The sequence below is a fragment of the Streptomyces sp. NBC_00158 genome, from assembly GCF_045160885.1.
Classification (GTDB): domain Bacteria; phylum Actinomycetota; class Actinomycetes; order Streptomycetales; family Streptomycetaceae; genus Streptomyces.
In genome coordinates this window covers 646,022-669,226 of record NZ_CP108161.1, presented here as the reverse complement: position 1 = coordinate 669,226, position 23,205 = coordinate 646,022, and the positions used below count along the sequence as shown (strand labels likewise).

Here is a 23,205-nt window from a genome sequence, read left to right as displayed (position 1 = left end):
CGAAGAGCTTCTCCCGCGTGTCGAAGTGGTAGTGGAGCAGGGCCTTCGAGACGCCGGCCTCACCGCCGCACGCGACCTCGCCGCGGGCGGAGCCGACGTCCTCGTCGTCGAGGCCCGCGACCGCGTCGGCGGACGCGTCGAACAGACCCGGCTCCCCGACGGCCGCCTCGTCCAGCTCGGCGGCGAGGTCGTCGGCCGCGCCCGCACCGCGTACACCGCACTCGTCGCCGAACTCGGCCTCACCCTGGTACCCGGCTACGTCGCCGAACCCGGCGCCCTCACCCGCGCCACCCCCGAAGGGGTCTCGGCCGGCGAACCGCCCCACTGGTTCGGCCCCGGCGACGAAGCCCGCCACCACAAGACCACCGCCGCCTTCCGCGAACTCGCCCGCACCGTCGACCCCGACGACCCCTGGGCCCACCCCGACGCCACCACCCTCGACCGGCTCTCCGTCGCCGACTGGCTGCGCGCCCGGGGAGCCGGCCCGGCCGTCGCCCGGCTCTGGGAGACCGGCCAACTCGCCCTCGCCGACGGCTCCTGCGAACGCACCTCGCTCCTCGCCGCCCTGCGCAAGCACGCCGCCGTACCCGTACCCGACGCGGCCGGCCCCGACCACTACGACTACGAGGCCTGGGAAGGCCTCCGGGTCGCCGAGGGCTCCGCCACCGTCGCCCTGCGCATGGCCGCCGCCCTCGACGGGCGGGTCCGCACCGGCTCACCCGTCGCGGCCGTCACCGTACGCCGCCCCGGCCGCTGCACCGTACGCCTGGCCGGCGGCGAGACCCTCACCGCCACGGCCGTCGTCAGCGCCCTGCCCGTCGGCCCGCTCCGCGACGTGGACGTCACCGGCGTCTCCGACGAACGCCTCGCCTCCCTGCACCGCCAACGCCAGGCGCTCGCGGCGAAGTTCACCGCCGCCTACGAACGGCCGTTCTGGCGCGACCGCGGCCGCAGCGGGCTCTGCGAATCCGAAGGCGTCCTCGGCAGCACCTGGCCGCAGGGCGAAGGCGTCCTCTCCGCCCTCGTACCGCCCGAACGGCTCGGCGTACTCCTCGGCATCCCCGCCCCGCTGCGCGCCCCCGAACTCCTCACCGAGATCGCCCGCCTCTACGGCGACGCCGCCCACCACCCCCTCGCCACCCACATCCGGCTCTGGGGCACCGACCCCTGGACCCAGGGCTACGTCACCCAGTGGACCCCCGGCGACGTCACCGCCGTCGGCCCCCGCCACGGCACCCACGAACCGCCCTTCCACGTCTGCGGATCCGACCAGTGGGCGGCCGGCTACATGGAAGGCGCCGTACGCACCGGACGAGCCGCCGCCCGAGGAGGCACTGCGCCGTGGCTGACACCCTGCCGCTCAACCACATCGCCGGCACCGACCGGCCCGCCGCCTCCGGCGAGACCACCGCACTGACCGACCCCGCCACCGGCCGCGTCCACGGCCGCGCCCCCCGCTCCGGCCCGGCCGACGTCGACGCCGCCTGCGCGGCGGCCGCGGCGGCGTACGAGCACTGGTCGACGACCACCCCGGCGGTGCGCCAGCGCGCCCTGCTGGGCATCGCCGACGCCATCGAGGAGCACGCGGACGCGCTGACGGACGCCGAGACCGGCGACACCGGCAAACCCCGCCACCAGTTCAGGACGGAGGAACTGCCCGCGATCACCGACACCCTGCGCTTCTTCGCCGGAGCCGCGCGGGGCCTCCCGGGCCCCGCCGCAGCCGAGTACACCGAGGGCCGCACCTCACTGCTGCGCCGCGAACCCGTCGGGGTGTGCGCCCAGATCACCCCGTGGAACTACCCGCTGATGATGGCGGTGTGGAAGCTCGCCCCGGCCATCGCCGCGGGCAACACCACCGTCCTGTAGCCCGCCGACACCACCCCCGCCTCGACCGCGCTGCTGGCCCGCATCGCGGCCGGACACCTGCCGCCGGGCGTGCTCAACGTGGTCTGCGGCGACCGCGACACCGGCCGCTCGCCCACCGCCCACCCCGACGTCGCCCTCGTCGCGGTCACCGGCAGCGCACGGGCGGGCCGAGAGGTCGCCGCCGCGGCGGCCGCCGGCCTCAAACGGGTCCACCTCGAACTCGGCGGCAACGCCCCGGTCATCGTCCACGAGGACGCCGACCCGGAGGCGACGGCCGCCGCCCTCGCCCCCGTCGCGTACTACAACGCGGGCCAGGACTGCACGGCGCCCACCCGCCTCCTCGTCCACTCCCGGATCCACGACGCCTTCCTGGCGGCCCTCGCGGGACACGCGGCGAAGCTGCGCCCCGGCACCGACTTCGGCCCCCTCAACAACCCCGCCCAGCTGGCCGTGGTCCGGAGCTTCCTCGACCGGCTCCCGGACCACGCCGAAACGGTGACCGGCGGCGCTCCTCTGCCCGGCCCGGGGTTCTTCCACGCACCCACCGTCGTCGCGAACGTCCGGCAGGACGACGAGATCGTGCAGGAGGAGGTCTTCGGCCCCGTCGTGACCGTCCAGTCCTTCACGGACGAGCAGGAGGCGCTGCACCTGGCCAACGGCGTCCGCCACGGCCTGGCCGCGAGCGTGTGGACGGCCGACCACGACCGTGCCATGCGCGCGACCCGCTCCCTGCGCACCGGCATCGCATGGGTGAACACCCACGGCACCACGGTCTCCGAGATGCCCCACGGCGGCACCGGCCACTCGGGCTACGGCAGCGACCTCTCCCTGGCGGGCCTCCTCGACTACACCCGGCCCAAACACGTGATGCTCTGAGGCGGTCCGGCTGAACCCTGTCTTCCACCCCGGCGCGCTGCGAGCATGGCGCGCATGAAGCCCATGAAGCCCCTCCTCGCCCGTGCGGCCACCGCCGTGCTCCTGTCGGCGGCCCTGGCGGCCGTGACCGCTCCGACGGCCTCGGCCGGCACCTGCGATGGATGCCGGCCCAACGAAAGCCCCGCCCCGGTCACCGACGGCTGGGGCGCCGACTGGCCGCAGGGCGCCGCGGCCCCGGCCGGCTGGGGCCAGGACTTCCCGGACAACGTCCAGCACGCCGACGTGGTCCAGGGCGACATCACCTGGAACTGACGCGCCGGGGGTCCGCCGCCCGGCTTACACCGGGCGGCGGATACGGGGCGGCGTGGGTCAGGCGGCGGGCTTGCCCGGCTGGTCGTGGGTGGAGCAGTGGATGCCGCCGCCGCCCGAGGCGATCGTGTCGATGGAGACCGGCACGACGTCACGCTTGGGGAAGTGCTCCTGGAGGATGCCGCGGGCGCGGTCGTCCGCGGCGCGGTCCCCGAACTTGGGCATGAACACGGCGTCGTTGGCGATGTAGAAGTTGGCGTACGTGGAGACGAAGTCGTCGCCGCGGCCCGTGATGCGGTTCAGGTCGGGCTGCGGGAGGTCGATGACCTCGAAGCGGCGGCCGCGCGCGTCCGTCGCCCTCGACAGGACGGACTTCGCCTGGTCCGCCGAGCGAGACCAGGAGTCCGGCGGGGTGCTGGGGTGCGCGCGGTCCAGCAGGACGACGCCCGGCGCCGTGAACCGTACGAGGCTGTCCACGTGCGCGTCGGTGATGTCCTCGCCGCGCACGCCGGCCAGCCAGATGACCTTCTCCACGCCGAGGGTCTGCTTCAGCTCGGCCTCGATGGTGTCGCGGGACTTGCCCCGGTTGCGGTTGTCGTTGACGATCGAGCTCTCGGTGATCATCAGCGTGCCCTCGCCGTCGGGCTCGAAGGAGCCGCCCTCGGCGACCAGCGGCGCCTGCACCCGGGGGATCTTGTACTTCTGCAGCAGCGCGCGCCCGACCTGGGCGTCGTTGGGGTGCTTCTGCTTGTTGCCCCAGCCGTTGAAGTTGAAGTCGACACCGACGACCTTGCCGCCCTCCTCGACGAAGACGGGGACCGTGTCGCGGGCCCAGAGGTCGTCGACGGCCAGCGGGACGACCTCGACCTGGGAGCCGACGGCCTTCTGCGCGGCCGACACCTGCTCCGGGCGGGCCATCATGACCACGGCCTCGTACTCGCCGATGGCGCGGGCGATCCTGGCGATGTCCTCGCGTACGTAGCGCAGGTCCTCCTCCCACACCCCGGCGGCCAGGGCCGGCCAGGACATGAAGGTGCGGGTGTGGCTCTCCCACTCGGCGCCGAGCCGGCGCTTTCCGGCGCCGGAGGCGGACTGGGCCGAGCCGGCGGGTTCACCGGACCGCAGGGCGGTCTCGGCCGGGCCGCAGGCAGCGGCGCCGAAGACCAGGGCACCGAGCCCGGAAAGGGTGCGGAGGACGGTCCGGCGAGTGGGGGGCGGGTTCGTCACGGGAGACTCCGATCGTTTACCGGCGGAACAGGTTCGTTCCACCGGGACGGGCGCGGGGGCGCGACCAGGGGCTCGTGGCCCCGGGCTCCTACGACAAGGGTGCGCGTCAACCCCGCGGTCGGCCGTTCGGCGGGAAAGCGGAACGACCCGTTGCCGCCACTCTGGCACTGACTGGATTTTCAGTCAAACCGCGACACGGCCTCCGGCGCCAGCCGGCCGGCCTCCACCCGGACCGCCGCCCGCAGCAGCTCCCGGGCGTGGGCCGGTGGCGTCAGCCCGCTCAGCCAGCGGACGCTCAGCCCCTCCAGCAGGGCGGTCAGCCGCTCGGCGGCGGCCGTGACGGCGGCCGGCGCGGCCGCCGGGTGCACACCGCCGAGCAGCTCCGCCACCTCGGCCGTCCAGGCGGCCCCGGCCGCGGCGAGCTCGTCCCGCAGCTCCGGGTCGAAGACCGCGTGGGCCCGCAGCTCCCCCCAGGCGGCGCTGTTCTCGCGGACCTCCGGCAGGTCCTGGATCTCCAGCAGCAGCATCCGCTCCAGCCGCTCCCGGGGGTCGGCGGACGGGGGCGGCAGGTCCTCCCGCCCCGACTCGGTGTACCGGTCGGCCCGGTCCCCGATGAAGGCGAGGGCGTGCCGCAGGATGCCGGGCCGGTCGCGGAAGTGGTAGTAGACCAGGGCGGTGGAGACCCCCGCCTCCGCCGCGAGCTCCGTCACCCGCAGGCCCCGTACCCCCCTGCGTGCGATGACCCGGGCGGCGCTTTCGAGGATGACGCGTCTGCGGTCCGTCACGGTGTGATCCTTCCTGGCGATGTCGCGTCTCGGATTGTCGCACGTTGACTGAAAATCCAGTTAGGGCGACGATGCGATCCGGTCACTTCCGCATATCCGAAAGAGCCACCGCATGTCCGTTCAGCCTTCCGGCGTACAGCCGGCCCACGCGGCGCTGTCCGCAGACGACCCCCGAGAGATCGGCGGCTACCGCCTCCACGCCCGGCTCGGCTCCGGCGGCATGGGCGAGGTCTACCTCGCCCACACCCCCGGCGGCCGCCCGATCGCGCTGAAGGCCGTCCGCAGGGAGTTCGCCGCGGACCCGGCCTTCCGGGAGCGGTTCGCCCGCGAGGTGGCCAGTGCCCGCCGGATCCACGGCCTCTTCACGGCGCAGGTGGTCGACTTCGGGATCGACGAGCGCACCCCCTGGCTGGCCACCGCCTACGTGCCGGGCCCCTCGCTGGACGAGGTGGTGCGCCGGCACGGCCCGCTGCCGGTCCGCACGGTGCTGCTGCTCGTCGCGGGCATCGCCGAGGCGCTCCAGGCCATCCACGGGGCGGGCGTGGTCCACCGCGACCTCAAGCCCGCCAACGTACTGCTCGCCGGCGACGGCCCCCGGGTGATCGACTTCGGGATCGCGCACGCGGCCGGCTCCGCCGCCCTGACCGGGACCGGGCTGCGGATCGGGACCGCCGCCTTCATGGCCCCCGAGCAGGCGCTCGGCCGGCCGGTGACCTCGGCCACCGACGTCTTCGCCCTCGGCGCGCTGACGGCGTACGTGGCGGGCGGGCGGCCGCCCTTCGGCGGCGGGCCGGAGTCGACCGCCCTGTACCGGGTGGTCCACGAGCAGCCCGACCTCACCCGGGTCCCGGCCGAACTGGAGCAGCTGGTCCGCTGGTGCCTGGCCAAGGAGCCGGCGGACCGGCCCACGACCGCCCAGCTGATCGGGTACGTCCACGCCCACCCCGGTGTCGGGCCGCGTCCGGAGTTCGCCGAGGGCTGGCTGCCCCGGCCGGTCCGGGAGGAGGTCGGCGCGGGGCCGGCCGGCGGATGGCCCGCCCCCCACGCGCCGACGGCCCCGGCCGCCCCCGCCCCCGCCCGGGTACCGGCCCCCGCGCCCGTACCCGCGCCGGACGCCCCGGTGCCGGCGTCCGCCCCCGGGGCGCCCGCGCCCGCACCGGACGCGGCCGGCGGCCGGCGGGCACGGCGCCGCACCGGCGGGCGGCTGCCCGCGGTGGCCGCCGCGGTCGCCGTGACCCTCGCGGCCTGCGGCGCGGCCGTGTACTGGTTCGACGCCCCGGAGTCGGACGGCGACGGGGCCGGCGGCTACGTGCAGGGCTACGCGGGCACCAGGCTCACCGCGCCCGACTCCGGCTACGAGTTCGACCTGGACGCCGGCAAGGTGGTGCCGGCCGACACGGCCACCTGGTACCTGGCCCCGGAGGGCCGGTCCTTCGTCCCCTCGGAGTCCTCGGACGTCCACCTCGCCGAGGGCGGCGCACCGACGCCCGCCGACTGCGAGCAGGGCATCGAGACGAAGCCGGTGACCGCGCTGCCCTTCAGTGCCCTGGGGGACCGGCGCCCGTTCTGCGTGCGCAGCCCCGACCGGAAGCGGATCGTCGTCGTCAGGCTCGTGGAGGCGGCCGCGGACGGACCCGTCACGATCCTGGTGGACCAGTACCACCGTGAGTGACCACCGGGCCGGTGGTAAGCGGAACCATCCCGCCACACTGCTTGACTGAATTTTCAGTTAACGCAAGGATGCCGGTCATCCCCGCCCCTTCCTCATCAGGGAGCACCATGGAAACGCCCCGCACCACCCGCCGAAACCTCCTCCGGTACGGCGCGGCGGCCGTACCGCTGACGGTCCTCGCGTCGGCCGTCTCCGCGACCGGCGCGCGGGCGGCGACCGCCGCCCCGTACGCCGGCACCGCCGCGCTGACCATGCCCGCCGAGACGGACCCGCACGTCCGCACCTACATGGCCTGGCCCGCGCTCTCCTCGGTCTGGGGCCGCCCGCTGGAGCGGGTGCGCACCGACATCGCCGAGGTCGCCCACGCGATATCGCGGTTCGAGCCGGTGGTCGTCCTGGCCCGCCCCGGCCAGGCCGCCGACGCCCGCTACCTGTGCGGCCGGGGTGCCCGGTACGCCGTCGACGTGATCGAGATCCCGGTCGACGACCTGTGGATCCGGGACTTCGGCCCCACCTTCGTGGTGGGCCCCGGCGCCATCGCCGGCGTGGACACCAACTTCAACGGCTGGGGCAAGACGGGCACGAAGTACGCCCAGCCCTTCGCCAACGACGCCGCGGCCGCCGGCATCCTCCTCAACGAGTACCAGGTGCGCCGGATCCGGGCCGGCTTCACCGGCGAGGGCGGCTCGCTGGAGACCGACGGCGAGGGAACCCTGCTCGCCACGGTCAGCTCCCTCGTCAACCCCAACCGGAACCCGGGGATGAGCCGGGCGCAGGTGGAGGACGAAATGCGCGCCTCCCTCGGCATGGACAAGGTGATCTGGGTGCCGGGCCTGGCCGGCCAGGACATCACCGACTGCCACATCGACTGCCTGGCCCGCTTCACGGCCCCCGGGAAGGTCATCCTGGACCGGCCCGCCCCCGGCACCGACCCCAAGTGGGTCGCGGTGTACGAGGAGACCAAGCGGGTGCTGGAGGGCGCGACGGACGCCCGAGGCAGGCGCCTGGCCGTCACCGAACTCCCCGGCCCCGACCGGAGCAGGATCCGGGGCAAGGGGGAGGAGTTCCTGTCGAGCTACACCAACTACTACACGCCCAACGGCGCCGTGATCCTCCCGCAGTTCGGCGACCCGTACGCCGACGGCGTGGCGTACGCGATCCTCCAGGCCGCCTACCCGGCCCGCCAGGTGGTCCAGGTCGACATCGACGGCATCGCGAGCGGGGGCGGCGGCATCCACTGCGCCACGCAGTCGCACCCCGTCCCGCCGGCCCTCTGATGGCCGCCGGGGTGCCCGGGCGGGCGGGCGCCGCACCGGTCGGGGGGCGGGCCGCGCCCGTCGCGGCCCGAACGCCCGGTGACGGGCCGCTTACGTCCGGCCGGGAGCACCCCGGTAAGGTGCGGGACATGGCGTCTCGCAGCACTCAGATCCTCGAAGCGGCCGCCCGGGTGATCGCCCGGCGCGGCGTCCGCGGGCTGCGCGTGGAAGAACTCGCGGCCGAGGCCGGGGTGTCCACCGCCCTGATCTACTACCACTTCAAGGACCGCACCGGGGTACTGCGCCAGACCCTGGAGTTCATCAACGACCGCGCCGAGCGGTACACGACCGACCGCGACCCCTCCGAGCCGCCGCTCTCGCCCCGCCAGGAACTGGAGGAGACCCTCCTGCTGGAGCTCCAGGACACCGTGGAGGTGCGGGAGAACAGCGCGGCGTGGGGTGAGCTGCGGGCCAGTGCCGTCTTCGACGAGGTGCTCCGCGAGGACCTCGCCCGCGCCACCCTGGTGTGGGTCCAGGAGGTCGCCGCACTGCTCGGCCAGGTCCAGCCCATGGTCCCGGCCTCGGCGCTCGCCGCGGCCGCCGAGCGGCTCACCGCCCTGCTGGAAGGTCTCAGCATGCGCTGGCTCAGCGGGGGCATCAGGATCGGTCACGCGCGCGAGCTGATGCTCGGCGCCATCGACGCCGAACTGGCCGGGCTCAAGCAGGGCTGAGGCCCCTCCCTTCCCCGTCCCGGGTGGGGACGTTTTGCCGCCACATCTATTGACTGAATTTTCAGTCAGTGCCAGAGTGAAGTCCTGACCGGCCCCGGCCGCATCCCCTTCGCGGTACTCCTCGCGCCGCGCCTACGAGGCGCCCCCGCACCGCCGCACCCGGACGGCGCACCCCTCCCGGCCCTCCGGCACCCGGCCCCGGCGCACCCCGCATCACCCCGCAGGCCGCCACCGCACCACGCCACCCCCCACCTCCCGTCTCCGGAGGAAGGACACCATGCCCCCGACCCCCACCGAGCGTGACCGGCTGCTGCTGTTCACGACCGCCTCGGTGCGGTGGACGTGGACCCCCGCACCGGCCTGGTCACCCTCGACGGCGCCCCCCGCGGTCCGAAGCCGCCGAGGCGGTCTCCCTCAACCGCCTCTACTTCCTCTGATCTGCCGCCGATCCGCCCATGCCCTGCCCTTGACCTGCACGTACGCCTTCGCTCTTGACTGAAATTTCAGTCGGATGGCAGACTCCGTCAACGCAAGAAATGAGACACCTGATGTCCGAATACCGTATGCCCGCCGAGTGGTCCGCGCACGAGGGCTGTCTGATGGCCTGGCCCACCCGCCCGGACCTGTGGGGCAGCGTCCTCCCCGCCGTGAAGGAGGAGTACGCCGAAGTGGCCCGCGCCATCGCCGCCTTCGAGCCCGTCACGATGGTCGCCCCGCCCGGCCACGCCGAGGACGCCCGGGCCCACTGCGGGGACACGGTCACCGTCATCGAGCTGCCGCTCGACGACTCCTGGTTCCGCGACTCCGCCCCGCTGTTCGTCCTCGACGCCGAGGGCAACCGGGCCGGCGTCGACTTCCGCTTCAACGCCTGGGGCGGCAAGCACCACCCGTGGGACTCCGACGACCGGATCAGCGCCCTGCTGCTGGAGCACGTCGGCACCCCGCGCATCGCCTCCGACATGATCCTCGAAGGCGGCGCGATCACCGTCGACGGCGAGGGCACGCTCATCACCACCGAGCAGTGCCTGCTGCACCCCAACCGCAACCCCGGCATGAGCCGCGAGGAGATCGAGGCCGAGCTGGGGGCCCGGCTCGGGGTCACGAAGGTCATCTGGCTGCCGTACGGCGGTCTGCTCGACACCGAGACCGACGGACACGTCGACGGCGTCGCCGCCTTCGCCGCCCCCGGCACCGTCGTCATCTCCCTCCCCGAGGACCCGGCCCACCCGGACCACGCCCGGATGCGCGCCAACCGCGCCGTGCTGGAGGCCGTCACCGACGCCCGGGGCCGCCGCCTGGAGATCGTCGAGGTCCCGCAGACCGCCTTCGCGGACCTCGCGGGCGGCGAGATCGAGGTGTCCTACCTCAACTACTACGTGGCCAACGGCGGCGTCGTCGTCCCGGTGGCCGGCCTGGCCCAGGACGAGGAGGCCCTCGCCGTGATCGCCACCGCCTACCCCGGCCGCAAGGTCGTCGGCGTCCGGGCCCTCGCCATCGCGTTCGGCGGCGGCGGCGTCCACTGCATCACCCAGCAGATCCCGGCGGCCCGCACCACCACGGGCTGACCGGACCGGCCCGCACCGGCCGGGTCCGGCCCGCACCGGCCCGGCCGTTCCCGGCGGACCGCGCACGCGGTCCGCCCGCTCCTCCCCGCATCCCTCACGGAAAAGAGAGCGCGACGATGACCACCTCACGACCCCGCACCGGCAGACGCCCCCGCCGCCGGTCCGCGGGCACCCGCACCGCGGCCGCCGCCACCGCGGTCCTGTCCTCCATCGCCCTCCTCGCGGCCTGTGCGGGCCCGCCGAAGGACAAGCCGGGCGGCGTCACCGACGTCAAGCTGTCCGCCTCCACCCCGGAGGCCAAGGGCGAGATCGACTCCTTCACCTGGGCCGTCTACGCCGAACCGCCCACCCTCGACTACACCGTGGCGTTCGACTACCCGCAGAACACCGTCCTGTCCAACGTGTGCGAGAGCCTCATGCGCTGGAACCCGGACCTCACCACCGAGCCCGGACTCGCCCGCAAGGCCTCCAACCCCGACCCCACCACCTGGGTGTACGACCTGCGGCCCGGCGTGCGCTTCCACGACGGCGGCGAGATGACCGCCGACGACGTGGTCTTCAGCCTCGGCCGGCAGACCGACCCCGCGAACGCCGCCGCCTGGGCCCAGAACTTCCAGAACGTCGAATCCGTCACCAAGAGCGGCCCGCTCCAGGTCACCGTCAAGCTCAAGAAGCCCGACTCCCAGTTCCCCCAGTACATGGCCACCGCCGCCGGGGTCGTCGCCTCCAAGGCGGTCGTCGAGGCCGCCGGCAAGGACTACGGCACCACCGGGAGCCTCGGCTGCACCGGCCCCTTCAAGCTCGGTACCTGGAGCAAGGGCCAGTCCATCGAGCTGGACCGCTTCGACGGCTACTGGGGCACCAGGGCCAAGTCCAAGAAGGCCGTCTTCCGCTTCCTGACCGACCCCTCCGCCCGCACCAACGCCATGCTCAGCGGCGAGATCGACGGCGGCTACCTCATCCCCACCGAGAGCTACGGCCGGCTGCGCGGCAGCGGCGTCGGCACCCTCTACTTCGGCGAGGGCCTGAGCACCGTCAACGTCAACGTCACCAACACCCAGGGCCCCCTCGGCGACGTCCGCGTCCGCCGCGCCCTCTCCCTGGCCCTGGACCGCACCGGCTTCGTCAAGGCCGGACTCGGCGGCGCCGGCACCGTCACCAGCTCCCTCACCACCCGCGCCGCCTGGGCCGGCGCCCCCGAGCAGACCCTCAAGACCGCATTCGACGGACTGCCGCCCAGCGGCCAGGACGTCGAACGGGCCAAGGCCCTCGTCAAGGAGGCCGGCGCCACCGGAAAGACCCTGACCGTCGCCACCAGCTCCATCGGCCAGGACGTCTCCCTCCTCGCCACCGCCGTCCAGGCCGCCGGCACGAGCATCGGACTGGACATCCGGCTGAAGACCATCGCCCCCAACGCGTTCACCGCGCTCTTCACCGACCCGCAGGCGCGCGAGGGCATCGACATGTTCCCGCTCACCTACTACGACTCGATCACCGACCCGCTCGACCTGCTGACGAACTTCAAGGCCGGCGCCTACATGAACTTCGCCGGCCACAGCGACCCCGAGTACGACAAGCTCGTCGACGAGGCCACCGCCGCCTACGACCCGGGCAAGCGCCTGGAGACCGTCGCCAAGCTCCAGCGGCAGGCCGCCGAACAGCTGCTGTGGATCCCCGTCGCCGAATGGCCCACCGCCGTGTTCCTGAACAAGCGGATCACCGGCGCCCCGACCACCATCTCGTACATGTACCACCCGTGGGCCGCCGCCGTGGGGGCCGCACAGTGAGCTTCGCCCGCTTCGCGGCACGCCGGCTGGGGGAGATGGCCGCCACCCTGCTCGCCGCCTCGTTCGTGGTGTTCGGGGCCATGTACCTGGCCCCGGGCGACCCGGCCAGCTTCCTCCTGGCCGGCCGCTCGGCCTCCCCGGAGGCGCTCGCCTCCGTCAAGGCCCAATACCACCTGGACGAGCCCTTCCTCGTACGCTACGGCCGCTGGCTCGGCGACGTCCTCCAGGGCGACTTCGGACGCTCCATCACCTACCGCACCGACGTCTCCCGCCTGCTCGCCGACCGGCTGCCCACCACCCTGCTCCTCGTCACCATGGCGCTCGTCGTGGTCGTGGCCGTCGGACTGTTCCTCGGCCGCCTCGCCGCGGTCCGCGGCGGCGCCACCGACACCACCGTGCTCGTGACCACCACGTTCGCCGTCGGCACCCCGTCCTTCGTCGCGGCCGTACTGCTCCAGGGCCTGTTCGCCGTCAAGCTCGGCTGGTTCCCCACCAGCGGGGCCGGCGAGGGCTTCACCGACAAGCTCTGGCACCTCGCGCTCCCCGCGACCGCCCTCGCCCTCTACCTGATCGGCATGCTCGCCCGCGTCACCCGCTCCGCCATGGCCGAAGCCCTCGACAGCGACCACGTCACCGTCGCCCGCAGCCGCGGCGTACCCGAACGCCAGGTCATCCGCCGCCACGTGTTCCGCAACTCCCTGGGCACCGTCCTGACCACCGGCGGCCTGATCGTCTCCACCCTGCTCGTCTGCACCGTCCTGGTGGAGACCGCCTTCAGCGTCGGAGGCATCGGCCAGCTCCTCGAACTGTCCACCAGCACCAAGGACTTCCCGACCGTCCAGGCCATCTCGCTGATCGTCGTGGCCCTCTTCATGGCCGTGAACCTGGTCGTGGACCTGCTGCTCCCGCTCGTAGACCCCCGGGTCACCCTCGGCACCAGAGGGGCCGCCGCATGACCGCCGTACTGACCCGCCGCCCCGGCATGTCCAGGATCCGCGCCGCCGGATCCCCGCTCCACCTCGCCTGCCTCGGCCTCGTCGGCCTGGTCGTACTCGCCGCGCTCCTCGCGCCCTGGCTGGTACCCCACGACCCCAACGCCGTCGACCTGGGCAACGCCCTCGCCGGCCCCGACGCCGAGCACCCCCTCGGCGTCGACGCCGCCGGCCGCGACACCCTCTCGCGGCTGCTGCTCGGCGCACGGACCTCCCTGCTCGGCCCGCTCGGCGTCGTGGTCTTCTCCACCCTCGCCGGAGTCGCCGTCGGCACCGCCGCCGCCTGGCGCGGGGGCTGGCTCGACTCGCTGCTCTCCCGCAGCACCGAGCTGGTCTTCGCCTTCCCCGGCATGCTGCTGGCCATCCTGATCATCTCCGTGTACGGCGAAGGACTGCTCGCCCCGGTCATCGCCCTCGCCATCGCCTACCTGCCCTACGTCAGCCGCCTCACCCGCTCCCTCGTCCTCGCCGAAGTGGCCCGCCCCTACGTGAGCGCCTACCGGGTCCAGGGCCACTCCGCCCTCCAGATCTGCCTGCGCCACGTCCTGCCCAACATCGCCCCCGTCGTCCTCGCCCAGTCCACCATCAACTTCGGCTACGCCCTGATGGACCTCGCCGGACTGTCCTTCCTCGGCCTCGGCGTCCCCGCCCTCACCCCCGACTGGGGCCGCATGGTCTTCGACGGGCAGACCGCGATCCAGCACGGCTACCCGCTGTCCGCGATGCTGCCCTGCGCCGTCATCGTGCTGACCGTGGTCGCCTTCAACGTGGTGGGCGAACGCTGGGCCGACCGCGTCGCCAGGAGAGACCGATGAACACTCCCGGAAGCACCACCGCGACCACCTCCGCGACCACCCCCGGAAACGGGAACGCACTCGAAGTCAGCGGACTGCGCGTCACCCTCCCCGGCACCGCCCGGCCCGTCCTCGACGGGATCGACCTCACCGTCGCCCGCGGCGAGACCGTCGCCCTCGTCGGCGAGTCCGGCTCCGGCAAGAGCATCACCTCCCGCAGCGCCCTGGGCCTGCTGCCGCCCGGCGCCCGCGCCGAAGGGGCCGTACGGGTCTGCGGGCGCGACGTGCTCGCCATGACCCCGGCCGAGCTGGGCGGCGTACGGGCCGGCACCGTCGCCATGGTCTTCCAGGACCCGCGCGCCGCCGTCAACCCGCTGCGCCGCATCGGCGACTTCCTCACCGAGAGCGTCATCCTCAACGGGACCCTCAGCCGGGCGGACGCCACCGCCCGCGCGATGGAACTCCTGCGGGCCGTCGGCCTGGACGAGTCCGTCCTGCGCAAGTACCCCGGACAGGTCTCCGGCGGCATGCTCCAGCGGGTCGTGATCGCCGCCGCCCTCATGGGCGACCCCGCCCTCCTGCTGGCCGACGAGCCGACCACGGCCCTGGACGTCACCAGCCAGGCCGAGGTGATCTCCCTGCTCGCCGGGCTGCGCGCACGCTTCGGCACCGGGCTGCTGTTCGTCACCCACGACCTCGACCTCGCCGCCGCCATCAGCGACCGGGTCTACGTCATGTACGCCGGGCGGATCGCCGAAACCGGGCCCGCCGAGGAGCTCTTCGCCCGGCCCCGGCACCCGTACACAGCCGCCCTGCTCGCCTCCACCCCGAGGATGGACGGCCCCCGGGGCCGGCTGGCCGCCATCGACGGCCGCCCGCCCGACCTGCGCGAGGAACTGCCCGGCTGCGCCTTCGCCGCCCGCTGCACGCTCGCCACCGAGATCTGCGACCACCGGGCGCCGCACCAGGCACCCGCCCCCGGACGGCCGGACCACCGGGCCGCCTGCCACCACAGCGACCGGCTCGAAGGGAGCACCGCAGATGTCCGATGACAGCACGGACACCCCGCACCTGCTGGAAGTCAGGGGCCTGCGCCGCGCCTTCGGCACCGTCCGCGCCGTGGACGACGTGTCCTTCATCCTGCCCGAGGGCGGATCGCTGGGCGTCGTGGGCGAGTCCGGCTCCGGCAAGACCACCACCGCCCGCATCGTCGTCGGCCTGGAGCGGGCCGACTCGGGAGAGGTCCTCGTACGCGGCCTGCCCCGGCCCGGCCGCACCCGCGGCAGGGCCGCCCGGCTGGCCAGGGCCCGCCAGGTGCAGATGGTCTTCCAGGACCCGTACCTCTCGCTCGACCCGAGGACCCCCGTCGAGGCCGCCCTGCGCGAAACCCTGGCCCTGCACTTCCCCGGCCGCGACCACACCGCGCGGGTTCGGGAACTGCTCGACCAGGTGGGCCTCGGGACGCGGGCCGCCGAGGCCCGGCCCCGGCAGCTCTCCGGCGGCCAGCGCCAGCGGGTGGCCATCGCCCGGGCCCTGGCCGTGGAGCCGGCCGTACTCGTCCTCGACGAGGCCGTCGCCGCGCTCGACGTGTCCGTCCAGGCGCAGATCCTCAACCTCCTGGCCGACATCAGGCAGGAGACCGGGATCGGCTACCTGTTCATCACCCACGACCTCGGCGTCGTCCGGTCCGTCACCGACGAGGTCGTGGTGATGCGGCACGGGGCCGTCGTCGAGAGCGGCCCCACGCGGGAGGTCCTCGCCGCACCCCGGCACCCGTACACCCGGCTGCTGCTGGACTCCGTCCCCCGCCCGGGCTGGGACCCGGACGCGATCGCCGAGGCCCGGCGGGCGTTGTAGGGGGTGTCCGCGAAGTCGAGCCTGCCCCGCGACGCCCGGCACGCACTCCCGCCGCACCGGGCGGAAGACCGAGTACGTCCAGTACACGGCCTTCCGCCCGGCACGCCGAGAGCACGCACCGGACCCCGCGGGGCCCGCCCTCCGGGCGGACGGCGCGACTCTGCGGACACCCCCTAGGGGGCCGACTCAGCTGCCGGCGGCGAGGGTGCGGACCAGGGTGCGCAGCACCGGGCCCGGGTCGACCTCGGCGCCGAGGGACTCCACGGCGGCCAGGCCGTCCACGGCGGCGGCCACGGCCTCGCCGAGCAGCCGCGCGTCGACGCCCCCGCCCCGCTCCTCGGCGAGCACCTCGAACAGGGCCGTGAAACAGCCCCGCCAGCGCCGGTACTCCGCCTCCAGGCACGAGCGGACCCGGGAGTCGTTCAGGGCGTGCCAGTGCAACGCCGAGTGGAGGTGGGAGAGTTCCGCGCCCTCGGGCCGGGAGAGCAGCCCGACCACCCGCTCGGCCCGCTCGGCGAAGGAGCCGGGCGCAGCGACGGCCTCCTCCAGCGGGAGGATCCACTCGGGGCGCATGTCCGCGACCACCGCGAGGACGAGGTCGGTCCGGTCCTGGAAGTGGTAGTGGCACATCCCGTGCGACACGCCGCTCAGGGCCGCCACGTTCCGGGTGGTGAAGCGTTCGCTCATGCCGCCCGCGAGCAGGGTCCGCGCGGCGGCGATCAGCCGTGCCCGGGTCTGCTCGCCCTTGGCCGACACCCGGCCGCGCCCCGCGCCCGCTCCCGCCGGCGCGGGGTGTGCGGACAGGTCGGGAGAGTCCTTCGCGGAAGCAGCCATGGCGTCACTCTAGTCAGCCGCCGCCACCCCACCTGCGGGTTTCCGGAACCTCCGGAACGGTCTTGTCCGAACTCTTGACCGAGCGCTTGGCCAGTTTTAGTTTTCCGGCCAACCCCGCTACCGCCGCGGGGAGTTGGATACCCGAAGGAGACCCCCATGAACGACGACCACGCATCCGGCCCGCCCCGGTCGGGCATGGACCGGCGCCGCTTCCTGACGGCGGCGGGCCTCGCCGCCGCCGGCGCGGCCGTCACGGCCGCCGCGCCCGCCGCCGCCCGGGCCGCGGCCCGCCCGGCCGCCGCCGGCGCCTTCCGCGTGCCGATCGAGGACGTACGCCACACCCGCACCTGGATGGCCTGGCCGGACAGCACCTCGATCTGGGGGAACAAGCTCTCCGGCGTCCAGTCGGACATCGCCCTGATCGCCCGCACCATCGCCAAGTACGAGCCGGTCTACCTGTGCGCCAACTCCGGCAGCGCCGCCCGCGCCCGCTCCCTGTGCGGCTCCACCGTCACCGTCCTGACCTCCATCCCCGTCGACGACTGCTGGATGCGCGACTCCGGCCCGGTCTTCCGTACGGACGGAGCCGGCGGCCTGGACGCGGTCGGCCTGAACTTCAACGGCTGGGGCAACCGCCAGACCCACGCCAAGGACGCCCTGGTCGCCGGACGGGTCGCCGCCTACACCGGGGTCCCGTTCACCAGCGCGGCCCTGGTCGGAGAGGGCGGCGCCGTCGAGCAGGACGGCGCGGGCACCCTCATGGCCACCCGCAGCAGCCTGGTCAACGGCAACCGCAACCCCGGGATGTCGCAGGCGCAGATCGAGGCCGCGCTGTGCACGGCGTACGGCGCCTCCAAGGTCATCTGGTTCGACGGCGTCCGCGGCCAGGACATCACCGACGACCACGTCGACGCGACCTCCCGCTTCCTGGCGCCCGGCAGGGCCCTCGTCCAGATGCCGCTCGCCACGGACACCGACGTCTACGCCAAGGACGCCCGGCAGCAGTACCAGATCCTGTCCGCGGCGACCGCCGCGAACGGCACCCGCATGGCCGTGGACCAGCTCCAGGGCCCCGACTACTACAAGATCCGCTCGACCAACCCGGACTTCCTCGCCTCCTACGCCAACTACTACGTCTGCAACGGCGCGGTGATCTCCGGCCAGTTCGGCGACACCCGCGCGGACACGGCCTCCCGGGCCACCCTCGCCCGGCTCTTCCCCGGCCGCGTCGTCGAGCAGCTGAACATCGACCGCCTCGGCACCGGCGGTGGGGGCATCCACTGCGTCACCCAGCAGCAGCCGGTCGCCTAGCGCACCGGAGGCCCGCCCGGCCGGTACCCGCCGGCCGGGCGCGGCCGTAAGGATTCCGTCATCCCCGGTGCCGCCGGACCGGGAGCCCGATCCGGTTGAATGACTGCGGAACGACGACGGAGGAGTACGCAATGGGACGAGCGGGTCGGCGGCGCAGGCCGGTGGTGATCGCGGCGGTGGCCGTGGCGTCCGTACTGGTGGCGTTCGGGCTGTACTGGTTCGAGCCGTGGAAGCTCTGGCAGGACCAGACGGTCCGGGAGGCGCTGCCGAAGGCCACGGCGTCCGTCCCCGCCGGGGAAGCGCCCCGGACCCTGGCCCGGGGGAGCCTGATCAGCCACGAGCACACCACCACCGGAACGGTGCGGACCGTCCGTCTGGCGGACGGCTCCCGCGTCCTGCGCATCGAGGGGCTGGACACCAGCAACGGGCCGGACCTGCGGGTGTGGCTCACCGACGCCCCCGTGAAGGAGGGCACCGCGGGCTGGTACGTCTTCGACGACGGGAAGCACGTCAGCCTGGGCGCCCTCAAGGGCAACAAGGGCGACCAGAACTACCCGATCCCGGCCGACGTGAACCTGTCCGAGTACACCAGCGTCACCATCTGGTGCGACCGCTTCGACGTCTCCTTCGGCGCGGCCGCCCTCGCACCCGTCTGATCCGGCCTGATCCGAAAGACGCGGCCTAGCGCAGCAGCGCGCGGGCGAGGGCGGTCATCACCGTCCTGGTCTTCGTGTCGCCGGCCGGCGGCGGGGTGAGGCCGCGTTCGCGCAGGGCCCGGTCGAGGCGGTGCCGGGCGTCCGCGGCGTCCTCCAGGTCCGCGCGCACCGAGAGCTCGACGAACCGCAGCCCGCCCTCGGTGGTCCACTCCTCGACGGCCACCGCCCGGGGCAGCTCCTCCCACTCCTGCTTCCACTTGACGGCGTGCACCGGGCCCAGCGCCGTCAGGCCGTCGAGGCCGCCGTCCGCCAGGCCAGAGGCGCCGATCAGCTCCAGCTGCTCCTCGACGAGCAGCCGGCCGGGCGAGCCGGCCCCCGGGTCGAGGGAAGCCGCGAAGCCCACACCGGCCTGGAGCGAGGCCGCGAGCACGGGCGTGAACGCGGGCGCCGCCCGGTCCTCCTCGATCCGGTACTCCCAGTCCTCGCCCTCCCGCTCCTCCAGCCAGGGCGGCGACAGCTCGGGACACGGACGCAGCTTGACCGTCATATCCGCTTCGTCCTTCGACCCGTGCCCCTCGCGGTCCCGGCGCAGCCGCAGGACGAGGCCCCGCTCCAGGAGCGGCAGCGAGACCTCCGGGCCGGAGGTCCTCGCGGGCCGGTCCCAGAAGTGGACGGACCGGCGCCGGCCGTCGTCGCGGTCGAGGCCGAGGGCCTCGAACGCCGAGGCGGCCTCCGTCCCGGCAAAGCTGACCTTGATCTCGGCGGCCTCGGCCGTGGGGGACTGCTTCATGCTGCCGTTATCGCCCCGACGGCCCCCGGACCCGGGCGGGGCGACACGCCCGGGCCACGGGATTCACCCGAGTGCCGCACCCCGTTGCCACGAACGGCCGCCGGGCTGTGGATCGGCTGTGAAAGGGTGTTCGTACGGGGGGTGTGGTACAAGCGGTGTGCCAACAAGTTCTATATTCGTACGAAGCATCCACGCGCGGCCCTGCTGCGGAGATTCAGGGGGTACGACCGCGATGGCCGAGACCGACGCCGCCGCCGGTGCCCGGGCGAAGTCCCGCACGGCCCGCAAGGCGCGCCGCAAGACCCGCAACCGCAAGCGCCTGGGCATAGCCGGCGCGGTCCTCGTCACCGGCGGGGCCGCCACCGCGTTCGCGGTCGGTTTCTCGGGCTCCTCGGACGCCCAGCGCGACGCACGGCTCGCGGCCCCGGCGGGCGCGGGCGGCGTGACCGGAGGCCCCGGCTTCGGCAAGGGACCGAAGCCGAACTGGGACGGCAAGGTCGAGGTGCTCGGCGACGGCTCCACCTCCTACACCGGGCCGCAGCCGGGACAGCTCAAGCCCGAGAAGCTGAAGCCGGGCGAGAAGCCGCCGCAGTTCGTCGTCTTCTCCTGGGACGGCGCGCTGGAGGGCGACGACCACCTCTTCTCGCACTTCCGCCAGGTGGCCAAGCAGAACAAGGCCCACATGACCTTCTTCCTCACGGGCATCTACCTCCTGCCCGACGCGAAGAAGTCCCTCTACCGCCCGCCCCAGCACGGCCAGGGCGCGGCCGCCATCTCGTACCCGACCGCCCCGCACGTGAAGACCACGCTCCAGCAGCTGCGCGGCGCCTGGACCGACGGCAACGAGATCGGCTCCCACTTCAACGGGCACTTCTGCGGCCCCAAGGGCGGCGGGGACTGGAGCCCCGAGGAGTGGAAGAGCGAGATCGACCAGGCCTACGGCTTCATGAAGGCCTGGAAGACCAACACCGGCTTCAAGGGCGAGGCGCCCCTGCCCTTCGACCCGGACCGGGAGGTCGTCGGCGGCCGCGCCCCCTGCCTGGAGGGCCAGAAGAACCTGATCACCGCGATCAAGCCGTACGGCTGGCGCTACGACGCGAGCTCCTCGGGCGACTTCCAGCTGTGGCCGTCCAAGATCGACGGCATCTGGAACTTCCCCCTCCAGCTGGTCCCGCTCCAGGGCAAGGAGGTGCAGGTCCTCTCCATGGACTTCAACTTCCTCTACAACCAGTCCGGCGACAGCACCCAGGGCGACCCGTCGAAGTTCGCCGCGTGGCGGGACCAGGTCCGCGGCTCCTACATGAACGGCTTCAACCGCGTCTACAACGGCAGCCGGGCCCCGATGTTCATCGGCAACCACTTCGAGGACTGGAACGGCGGCATCTACATGAAGGCCGTCGAGGACGTCATGAAGGACGTCTGCAACCGCCAGGACGTGCGCTGCGCCTCGTTCCGGGAAGTGGCGGACTGGATGGACGCCCAGGACCCCAAGGTCCTGGCCCAGCTGCGGATGCTCGACCCGGCGCAGGCACCGGACTGGAAGGCCGTCGTCAAGTAGGACCGCCGGCGGCGGAAGGCCGAGGGGCCGGGCGGATTCCACCGCCCGGCCCCTCGGCCTTCCCCCGCTTCTCCCTGCTTCTCTCCCTACTTCACGGCCTTCGCGTAGTCCGCCCACAGGCCGAGCGCCCGCGCGCTGCCCGGCGTCGTGGGGGCGTCGCCGCCCAGCCCGGTCAGCGGCAGCGGGATCAGGTCCAGCAGCGACATCCGGTAGACCACCACGGCCGTGGTCTCCTGCGCGGTGCTGCCCACGAACCAGCCCGCCGTGTTCGCCGCCGTCGTGCCCGTCTTGCCCGCCGCTCCCGGCTGGGCCTTGGCGGCGGCCTTGGCCGAGCCGTCGCTGACGGCCGCGCGCAGCGCGTCCGACACCGTCCGGGCGGTCTTCTGCGACATCGCCTTGGCCGCCTTCGGCGGGTCGAGCGGCACGGCGGCGCCGGCCCGGGTCGCCGAGCGCACCGAATAGGGGTCGGTGTGCATGCCGTCCGCCGCGAAGGTCTGGTAGGCCCCCGCGATCCGGATCGCGCTGGGCTTGGAGTTCTCCCCGAGCGCGAAGGTGGGGATCCGCGGCCCGAGGCTCGACGGGAGCAGCCCGGAACGCTCGGCGTACGCCTCCACCCGGTCGACCCCGACGTCGATGCCGAGCTGGAGCATGGGGGTGTTGACGGAGTTGGCGACGGCCTGCTGCAGGGTGATCTGCCCCCAGCTGCGGTCGCCCTCGTTGTGCCCCTTGAGCACCTTGCCGCTGCGGTCCCAGTACGGGCCCTCGGGCGTCTGCACGGTCGCCTGGTCGTTGCCGTCGTAGACGCTGGAGGCGGAGACGGGCGTACGGGCCCGGCCGCGCGTGCGCACCACCCCGTCCTCCAGCGCGGCGGCGTAGACGAAGGGCGTGAGCACCGTGCCGGCCGGGATCGTCGTCGCGTTCGCCTCGTTGAAGCCCTGCTTCAGGTAGTCCGGGCCGCCGTACACGGCCAGCAGCCGGCCGTCCTTGGCCACGCTGGCCGCGCCGATCTTCGCGAACTTGTCGGTGTCGGGACGCTTGTCGGGGTCGAAGTCCTTCTGCGCCTGCTGGACCGCCGCGGTCAGGGCGGCCATCCGGTTCTTGTCGAAGGTCGTGTAGATCTGGTAGCCGCCGAGGTCGAAGTCGGACTCCTTGAGGTGCCCGGCCTTGATCGCGTACGCCTTGGCCATCTCCACCAGGTAGCCGTTCTGCGCTCCGGGCATGCCCACGAGGGAGGCGTCCGAGGGCTCGGGGAACTTCGTGTAGGTCGCGCGCTCGGCGGGGGAGAGGTGGCCGGTCTCGACCATGCGGTCCAGGATCCAGCTCCAGCGCTCGACTGCGCGGGCGTGGTTCTCCTTGCCGAGCGTGGGGTCGAACAGGCCGGCGCCCTTGAGGAGGGAGGCGAGGAAGGCGCCCTCGCTGGCGTTGAGCTGGGAGACGTCCTTGCCGTAGTACGCCTGGGAGGCGCGCTGGATGCCGTAGGTGCCGCGCCCGAACCAGCTCGTGTTGAGGTAGTCCTCCAGGATCTGCTTCTTGCCCGCGCGGCTGTCCAGCTTCACGGCGAGCAGCAGCTCGGTGAACTTGCGGGACAGGGTGCGGTCCTGGTTCAGGTAGGCGTTCTTCACGTACTGCTGGGTGATGGTGGACCCGCCCTGGGTCTCGCCGCCCGTCAGCGCGGCGCGCACGGCGCGCAGCACGCCGGAGGGGGAGACTCCGGGGTCGGAGTAGAAGCTGGCGTTCTCGGCCGCCAGGACGGCCCCCTGGACCTTCTCGGGGACCTTCTCCAGCGGCATCTCCTGCCGCTGGACCCAGCCCGTGCGGGCCATGGTGGACCCGTCGGACCAGTAGTAGACGTTGTCCTGCTGCTTGGCGAAAGAGTTGAGATCGTCCGGTATGTCCGTTACTGCATAGGCGATTCCGACGAAGCCGACCATTCCGACGAAGAGGTACAGGACGGCGCCGAGCCACTGGCGGCCGGAGGGTATCCACCTGCGCCAGCCGCTGCGCCCCGGCCGCGGGTACGCCGGACGCAGGCGCCGCAGCAGTGGGTGCGCCTTGGCGAGGACCGGTCCGAGGGCGGGTGCGAGGCGGTCCGCCAGGCCGGAACCGGAAGCCGCCCGACGGCTCCCGGCCTTCCTGCGGCGGCCCGCGGGGGCCGCGCCGCCGCCCTTCGGGGCTGCGCGCCTGCCTCGTGATCGCCCTCTCGAGGGCATGTCCTGCCTGCTCACTCCGTATCCCCCCGTGCTCCGCTTCCGCCTACAGCCTAGATGCATTTCCTGTGAAGAACGTGAGGAGGTGGTGGGAACCGGAGGGTGGTGCCGGTGCGTCTCGCGATGCGG

19 protein-coding genes and 1 pseudogene are annotated in these 23,205 nt (G+C 73.4%); 15 read left to right on the top strand and 5 right to left on the bottom strand.

The features are described from left to right. The first annotated feature begins 31 nt into the window (after positions 1 to 31). The 3 genes and pseudogenes from OG553_RS02925 to OG553_RS02915 all read left to right on the top strand — a co-directional run bounded on the left by OG553_RS02925 (position 32) and on the right by OG553_RS02915 (position 3,057). Complete coding sequence (locus tag OG553_RS02925) at positions 32 to 1,417, top strand: flavin monoamine oxidase family protein (protein WP_405977436.1); 1,386 nt, start codon at positions 32 to 34, stop codon at positions 1,415 to 1,417. Next, positions 1,354 to 2,745 (top strand): annotated as a pseudogene (locus OG553_RS02920) (aldehyde dehydrogenase family protein). Before OG553_RS02925 ends, OG553_RS02920 begins: the two are co-directional and overlap by 64 nt. Before the next feature lie 54 nt (positions 2,746 to 2,799). Beyond that, positions 2,800 to 3,057: a hypothetical protein gene (locus OG553_RS02915; protein ID WP_405977435.1), complete on the top strand. Its 258-nt coding sequence runs from the start codon at positions 2,800 to 2,802 to the stop codon at positions 3,055 to 3,057. A 57-nt stretch (positions 3,058 to 3,114) separates the two neighbouring features. Here OG553_RS02915 and OG553_RS02910 read toward each other — a convergent pair whose 3' ends face one another. Then, entirely contained in the window at positions 3,115 to 4,281 is a 1,167-nt protein-coding gene (locus OG553_RS02910; RefSeq protein ID WP_405977434.1) for an agmatine deiminase family protein, read from the bottom strand. Positions 4,282 to 4,460: 179 nt separating this feature from the next. Beyond that, a complete protein-coding gene (locus OG553_RS02905; protein WP_405977433.1) occupies positions 4,461 to 5,066 on the bottom strand; it encodes a TetR/AcrR family transcriptional regulator in 606 nt (201 codons plus the stop codon). A 112-nt stretch (positions 5,067 to 5,178) separates the two neighbouring features. Here OG553_RS02905 and OG553_RS02900 point away from each other — a divergent pair, with 112 nt between their 5' ends. The 9 genes from OG553_RS02900 to OG553_RS02860 all read left to right on the top strand — a co-directional run bounded on the left by OG553_RS02900 (position 5,179) and on the right by OG553_RS02860 (position 15,720). After that, the gene (locus OG553_RS02900; RefSeq protein WP_405977432.1) at positions 5,179 to 6,738 is read left to right on the top strand and encodes a serine/threonine-protein kinase; all 1,560 of its coding nucleotides are present in this window, start codon (positions 5,179 to 5,181) and stop codon (positions 6,736 to 6,738) included. A 107-nt stretch (positions 6,739 to 6,845) separates the two neighbouring features. After that, positions 6,846 to 8,015: an agmatine deiminase family protein gene (locus OG553_RS02895; protein ID WP_405977431.1), complete on the top strand. Its 1,170-nt coding sequence runs from the start codon at positions 6,846 to 6,848 to the stop codon at positions 8,013 to 8,015. A gap of 128 nt (positions 8,016 to 8,143) precedes the next feature. Then, a complete protein-coding gene (locus OG553_RS02890; RefSeq protein WP_185899817.1) occupies positions 8,144 to 8,725 on the top strand; it encodes a TetR/AcrR family transcriptional regulator in 582 nt (193 codons plus the stop codon). Positions 8,726 to 9,273: 548 nt separating this feature from the next. Beyond that, positions 9,274 to 10,290 carry an agmatine/peptidylarginine deiminase gene (locus OG553_RS02885; RefSeq protein WP_405977430.1) on the top strand — a complete coding sequence of 339 codons (1,017 nt, stop codon included), beginning with the start codon at positions 9,274 to 9,276 and terminating at the stop codon, positions 10,288 to 10,290. Positions 10,291 to 10,406: 116 nt separating this feature from the next. After that, a complete protein-coding gene (locus OG553_RS02880; RefSeq protein WP_405977429.1) occupies positions 10,407 to 12,077 on the top strand; it encodes an ABC transporter substrate-binding protein in 1,671 nt (556 codons plus the stop codon). Then, positions 12,074 to 13,033: an ABC transporter permease gene (locus tag OG553_RS02875; RefSeq protein ID WP_405977428.1), complete on the top strand. Its 960-nt coding sequence runs from the start codon at positions 12,074 to 12,076 to the stop codon at positions 13,031 to 13,033. Before OG553_RS02880 ends, OG553_RS02875 begins: the two co-directional genes overlap by 4 nt. After that, positions 13,030 to 13,884, top strand: coding sequence for an ABC transporter permease (locus OG553_RS02870; protein WP_405977427.1), 855 nt, complete (start codon positions 13,030 to 13,032; stop codon positions 13,882 to 13,884). Before OG553_RS02875 ends, OG553_RS02870 begins: the two co-directional genes overlap by 4 nt. Beyond that, positions 13,881 to 14,915 carry an ABC transporter ATP-binding protein gene (locus OG553_RS02865; protein WP_405977426.1) on the top strand — a complete coding sequence of 345 codons (1,035 nt, stop codon included), beginning with the start codon at positions 13,881 to 13,883 and terminating at the stop codon, positions 14,913 to 14,915. Before OG553_RS02870 ends, OG553_RS02865 begins: the two co-directional genes overlap by 4 nt. Then, positions 14,905 to 15,720 carry an ABC transporter ATP-binding protein gene (locus OG553_RS02860; RefSeq protein ID WP_405977425.1) on the top strand — a complete coding sequence of 272 codons (816 nt, stop codon included), beginning with the start codon at positions 14,905 to 14,907 and terminating at the stop codon, positions 15,718 to 15,720. The genes OG553_RS02865 and OG553_RS02860 overlap by 11 nt, the downstream gene beginning before the upstream one ends. 186 nt (positions 15,721 to 15,906) lie before the next feature. Here the strand turns inward: OG553_RS02860 and OG553_RS02855 are convergent, their stop codons facing one another. Beyond that, positions 15,907 to 16,554, bottom strand: coding sequence for a TetR/AcrR family transcriptional regulator (locus OG553_RS02855; protein ID WP_405977424.1), 648 nt, complete (start codon positions 16,552 to 16,554; stop codon positions 15,907 to 15,909). 156 nt (positions 16,555 to 16,710) lie between these two features. On the opposite strand from OG553_RS02855, the gene OG553_RS02850 reads away from it, so the two are divergent. After that, positions 16,711 to 17,865 carry an agmatine/peptidylarginine deiminase gene (locus OG553_RS02850; protein WP_405977423.1) on the top strand — a complete coding sequence of 385 codons (1,155 nt, stop codon included), beginning with the start codon at positions 16,711 to 16,713 and terminating at the stop codon, positions 17,863 to 17,865. Positions 17,866 to 17,996: 131 nt separating this feature from the next. After that, on the top strand, positions 17,997 to 18,521 hold the full coding sequence (locus OG553_RS02845) for a DM13 domain-containing protein (protein ID WP_405977422.1): 525 nt from the start codon (positions 17,997 to 17,999) through the stop codon (positions 18,519 to 18,521). 25 nt (positions 18,522 to 18,546) lie between these two features. Here OG553_RS02845 and OG553_RS02840 read toward each other — a convergent pair whose 3' ends face one another. Then, positions 18,547 to 19,311: a hypothetical protein gene (locus tag OG553_RS02840; protein ID WP_405977421.1), complete on the bottom strand. Its 765-nt coding sequence runs from the start codon at positions 19,309 to 19,311 to the stop codon at positions 18,547 to 18,549. A 232-nt stretch (positions 19,312 to 19,543) separates the two neighbouring features. Here OG553_RS02840 and OG553_RS02835 point away from each other — a divergent pair, with 232 nt between their 5' ends. Then, the gene (locus OG553_RS02835) at positions 19,544 to 20,869 is read left to right on the top strand and encodes a hypothetical protein (protein WP_405977420.1); all 1,326 of its coding nucleotides are present in this window, start codon (positions 19,544 to 19,546) and stop codon (positions 20,867 to 20,869) included. A gap of 86 nt (positions 20,870 to 20,955) precedes the next feature. On the opposite strand, the gene OG553_RS02830 is transcribed toward OG553_RS02835, so the two are convergent. Continuing rightward, positions 20,956 to 23,079 (bottom strand): transglycosylase domain-containing protein, encoded by a 2,124-nt coding sequence (locus OG553_RS02830; protein ID WP_405977419.1) that lies wholly within the window; start codon positions 23,077 to 23,079, stop codon positions 20,956 to 20,958. Positions 23,080 to 23,205: the final 126 nt, after the last annotated feature.

Excerpts from the sequence above, each read along its gene's own strand:
- OG553_RS02915 (WP_405977435.1), top strand. The coding sequence starts at position 2,800 with ATGAAGCCCATGAAGCCCCTCCTCGCCCGTGCGGCCACCGCCGTGCTC.
- OG553_RS02900 (WP_405977432.1), top strand. The coding sequence starts at position 5,179 with ATGTCCGTTCAGCCTTCCGGCGTACAGCCGGCCCACGCGGCGCTGTCC.
- OG553_RS02895 (WP_405977431.1), top strand. The coding sequence starts at position 6,846 with ATGGAAACGCCCCGCACCACCCGCCGAAACCTCCTCCGGTACGGCGCG.
- OG553_RS02890 (WP_185899817.1), top strand. The coding sequence starts at position 8,144 with ATGGCGTCTCGCAGCACTCAGATCCTCGAAGCGGCCGCCCGGGTGATC.
- OG553_RS02885 (WP_405977430.1), top strand. The coding sequence starts at position 9,274 with ATGTCCGAATACCGTATGCCCGCCGAGTGGTCCGCGCACGAGGGCTGT.
- OG553_RS02880 (WP_405977429.1), top strand. The coding sequence starts at position 10,407 with ATGACCACCTCACGACCCCGCACCGGCAGACGCCCCCGCCGCCGGTCC.
- OG553_RS02870 (WP_405977427.1), top strand. The coding sequence starts at position 13,030 with ATGACCGCCGTACTGACCCGCCGCCCCGGCATGTCCAGGATCCGCGCC.
- OG553_RS02865 (WP_405977426.1), top strand. The coding sequence starts at position 13,881 with ATGAACACTCCCGGAAGCACCACCGCGACCACCTCCGCGACCACCCCC.
- OG553_RS02860 (WP_405977425.1), top strand. The coding sequence starts at position 14,905 with ATGTCCGATGACAGCACGGACACCCCGCACCTGCTGGAAGTCAGGGGC.
- OG553_RS02855 (WP_405977424.1), bottom strand. The coding sequence starts at position 16,554 with ATGGCTGCTTCCGCGAAGGACTCTCCCGACCTGTCCGCACACCCCGCG.
- OG553_RS02850 (WP_405977423.1), top strand. The coding sequence starts at position 16,711 with ATGAACGACGACCACGCATCCGGCCCGCCCCGGTCGGGCATGGACCGG.
- OG553_RS02845 (WP_405977422.1), top strand. The coding sequence starts at position 17,997 with ATGGGACGAGCGGGTCGGCGGCGCAGGCCGGTGGTGATCGCGGCGGTG.
- OG553_RS02840 (WP_405977421.1), bottom strand. The coding sequence starts at position 19,311 with ATGAAGCAGTCCCCCACGGCCGAGGCCGCCGAGATCAAGGTCAGCTTT.
- OG553_RS02835 (WP_405977420.1), top strand. The coding sequence starts at position 19,544 with ATGGCCGAGACCGACGCCGCCGCCGGTGCCCGGGCGAAGTCCCGCACG.
- OG553_RS02830 (WP_405977419.1), bottom strand. The coding sequence starts at position 23,079 with ATGCCCTCGAGAGGGCGATCACGAGGCAGGCGCGCAGCCCCGAAGGGC.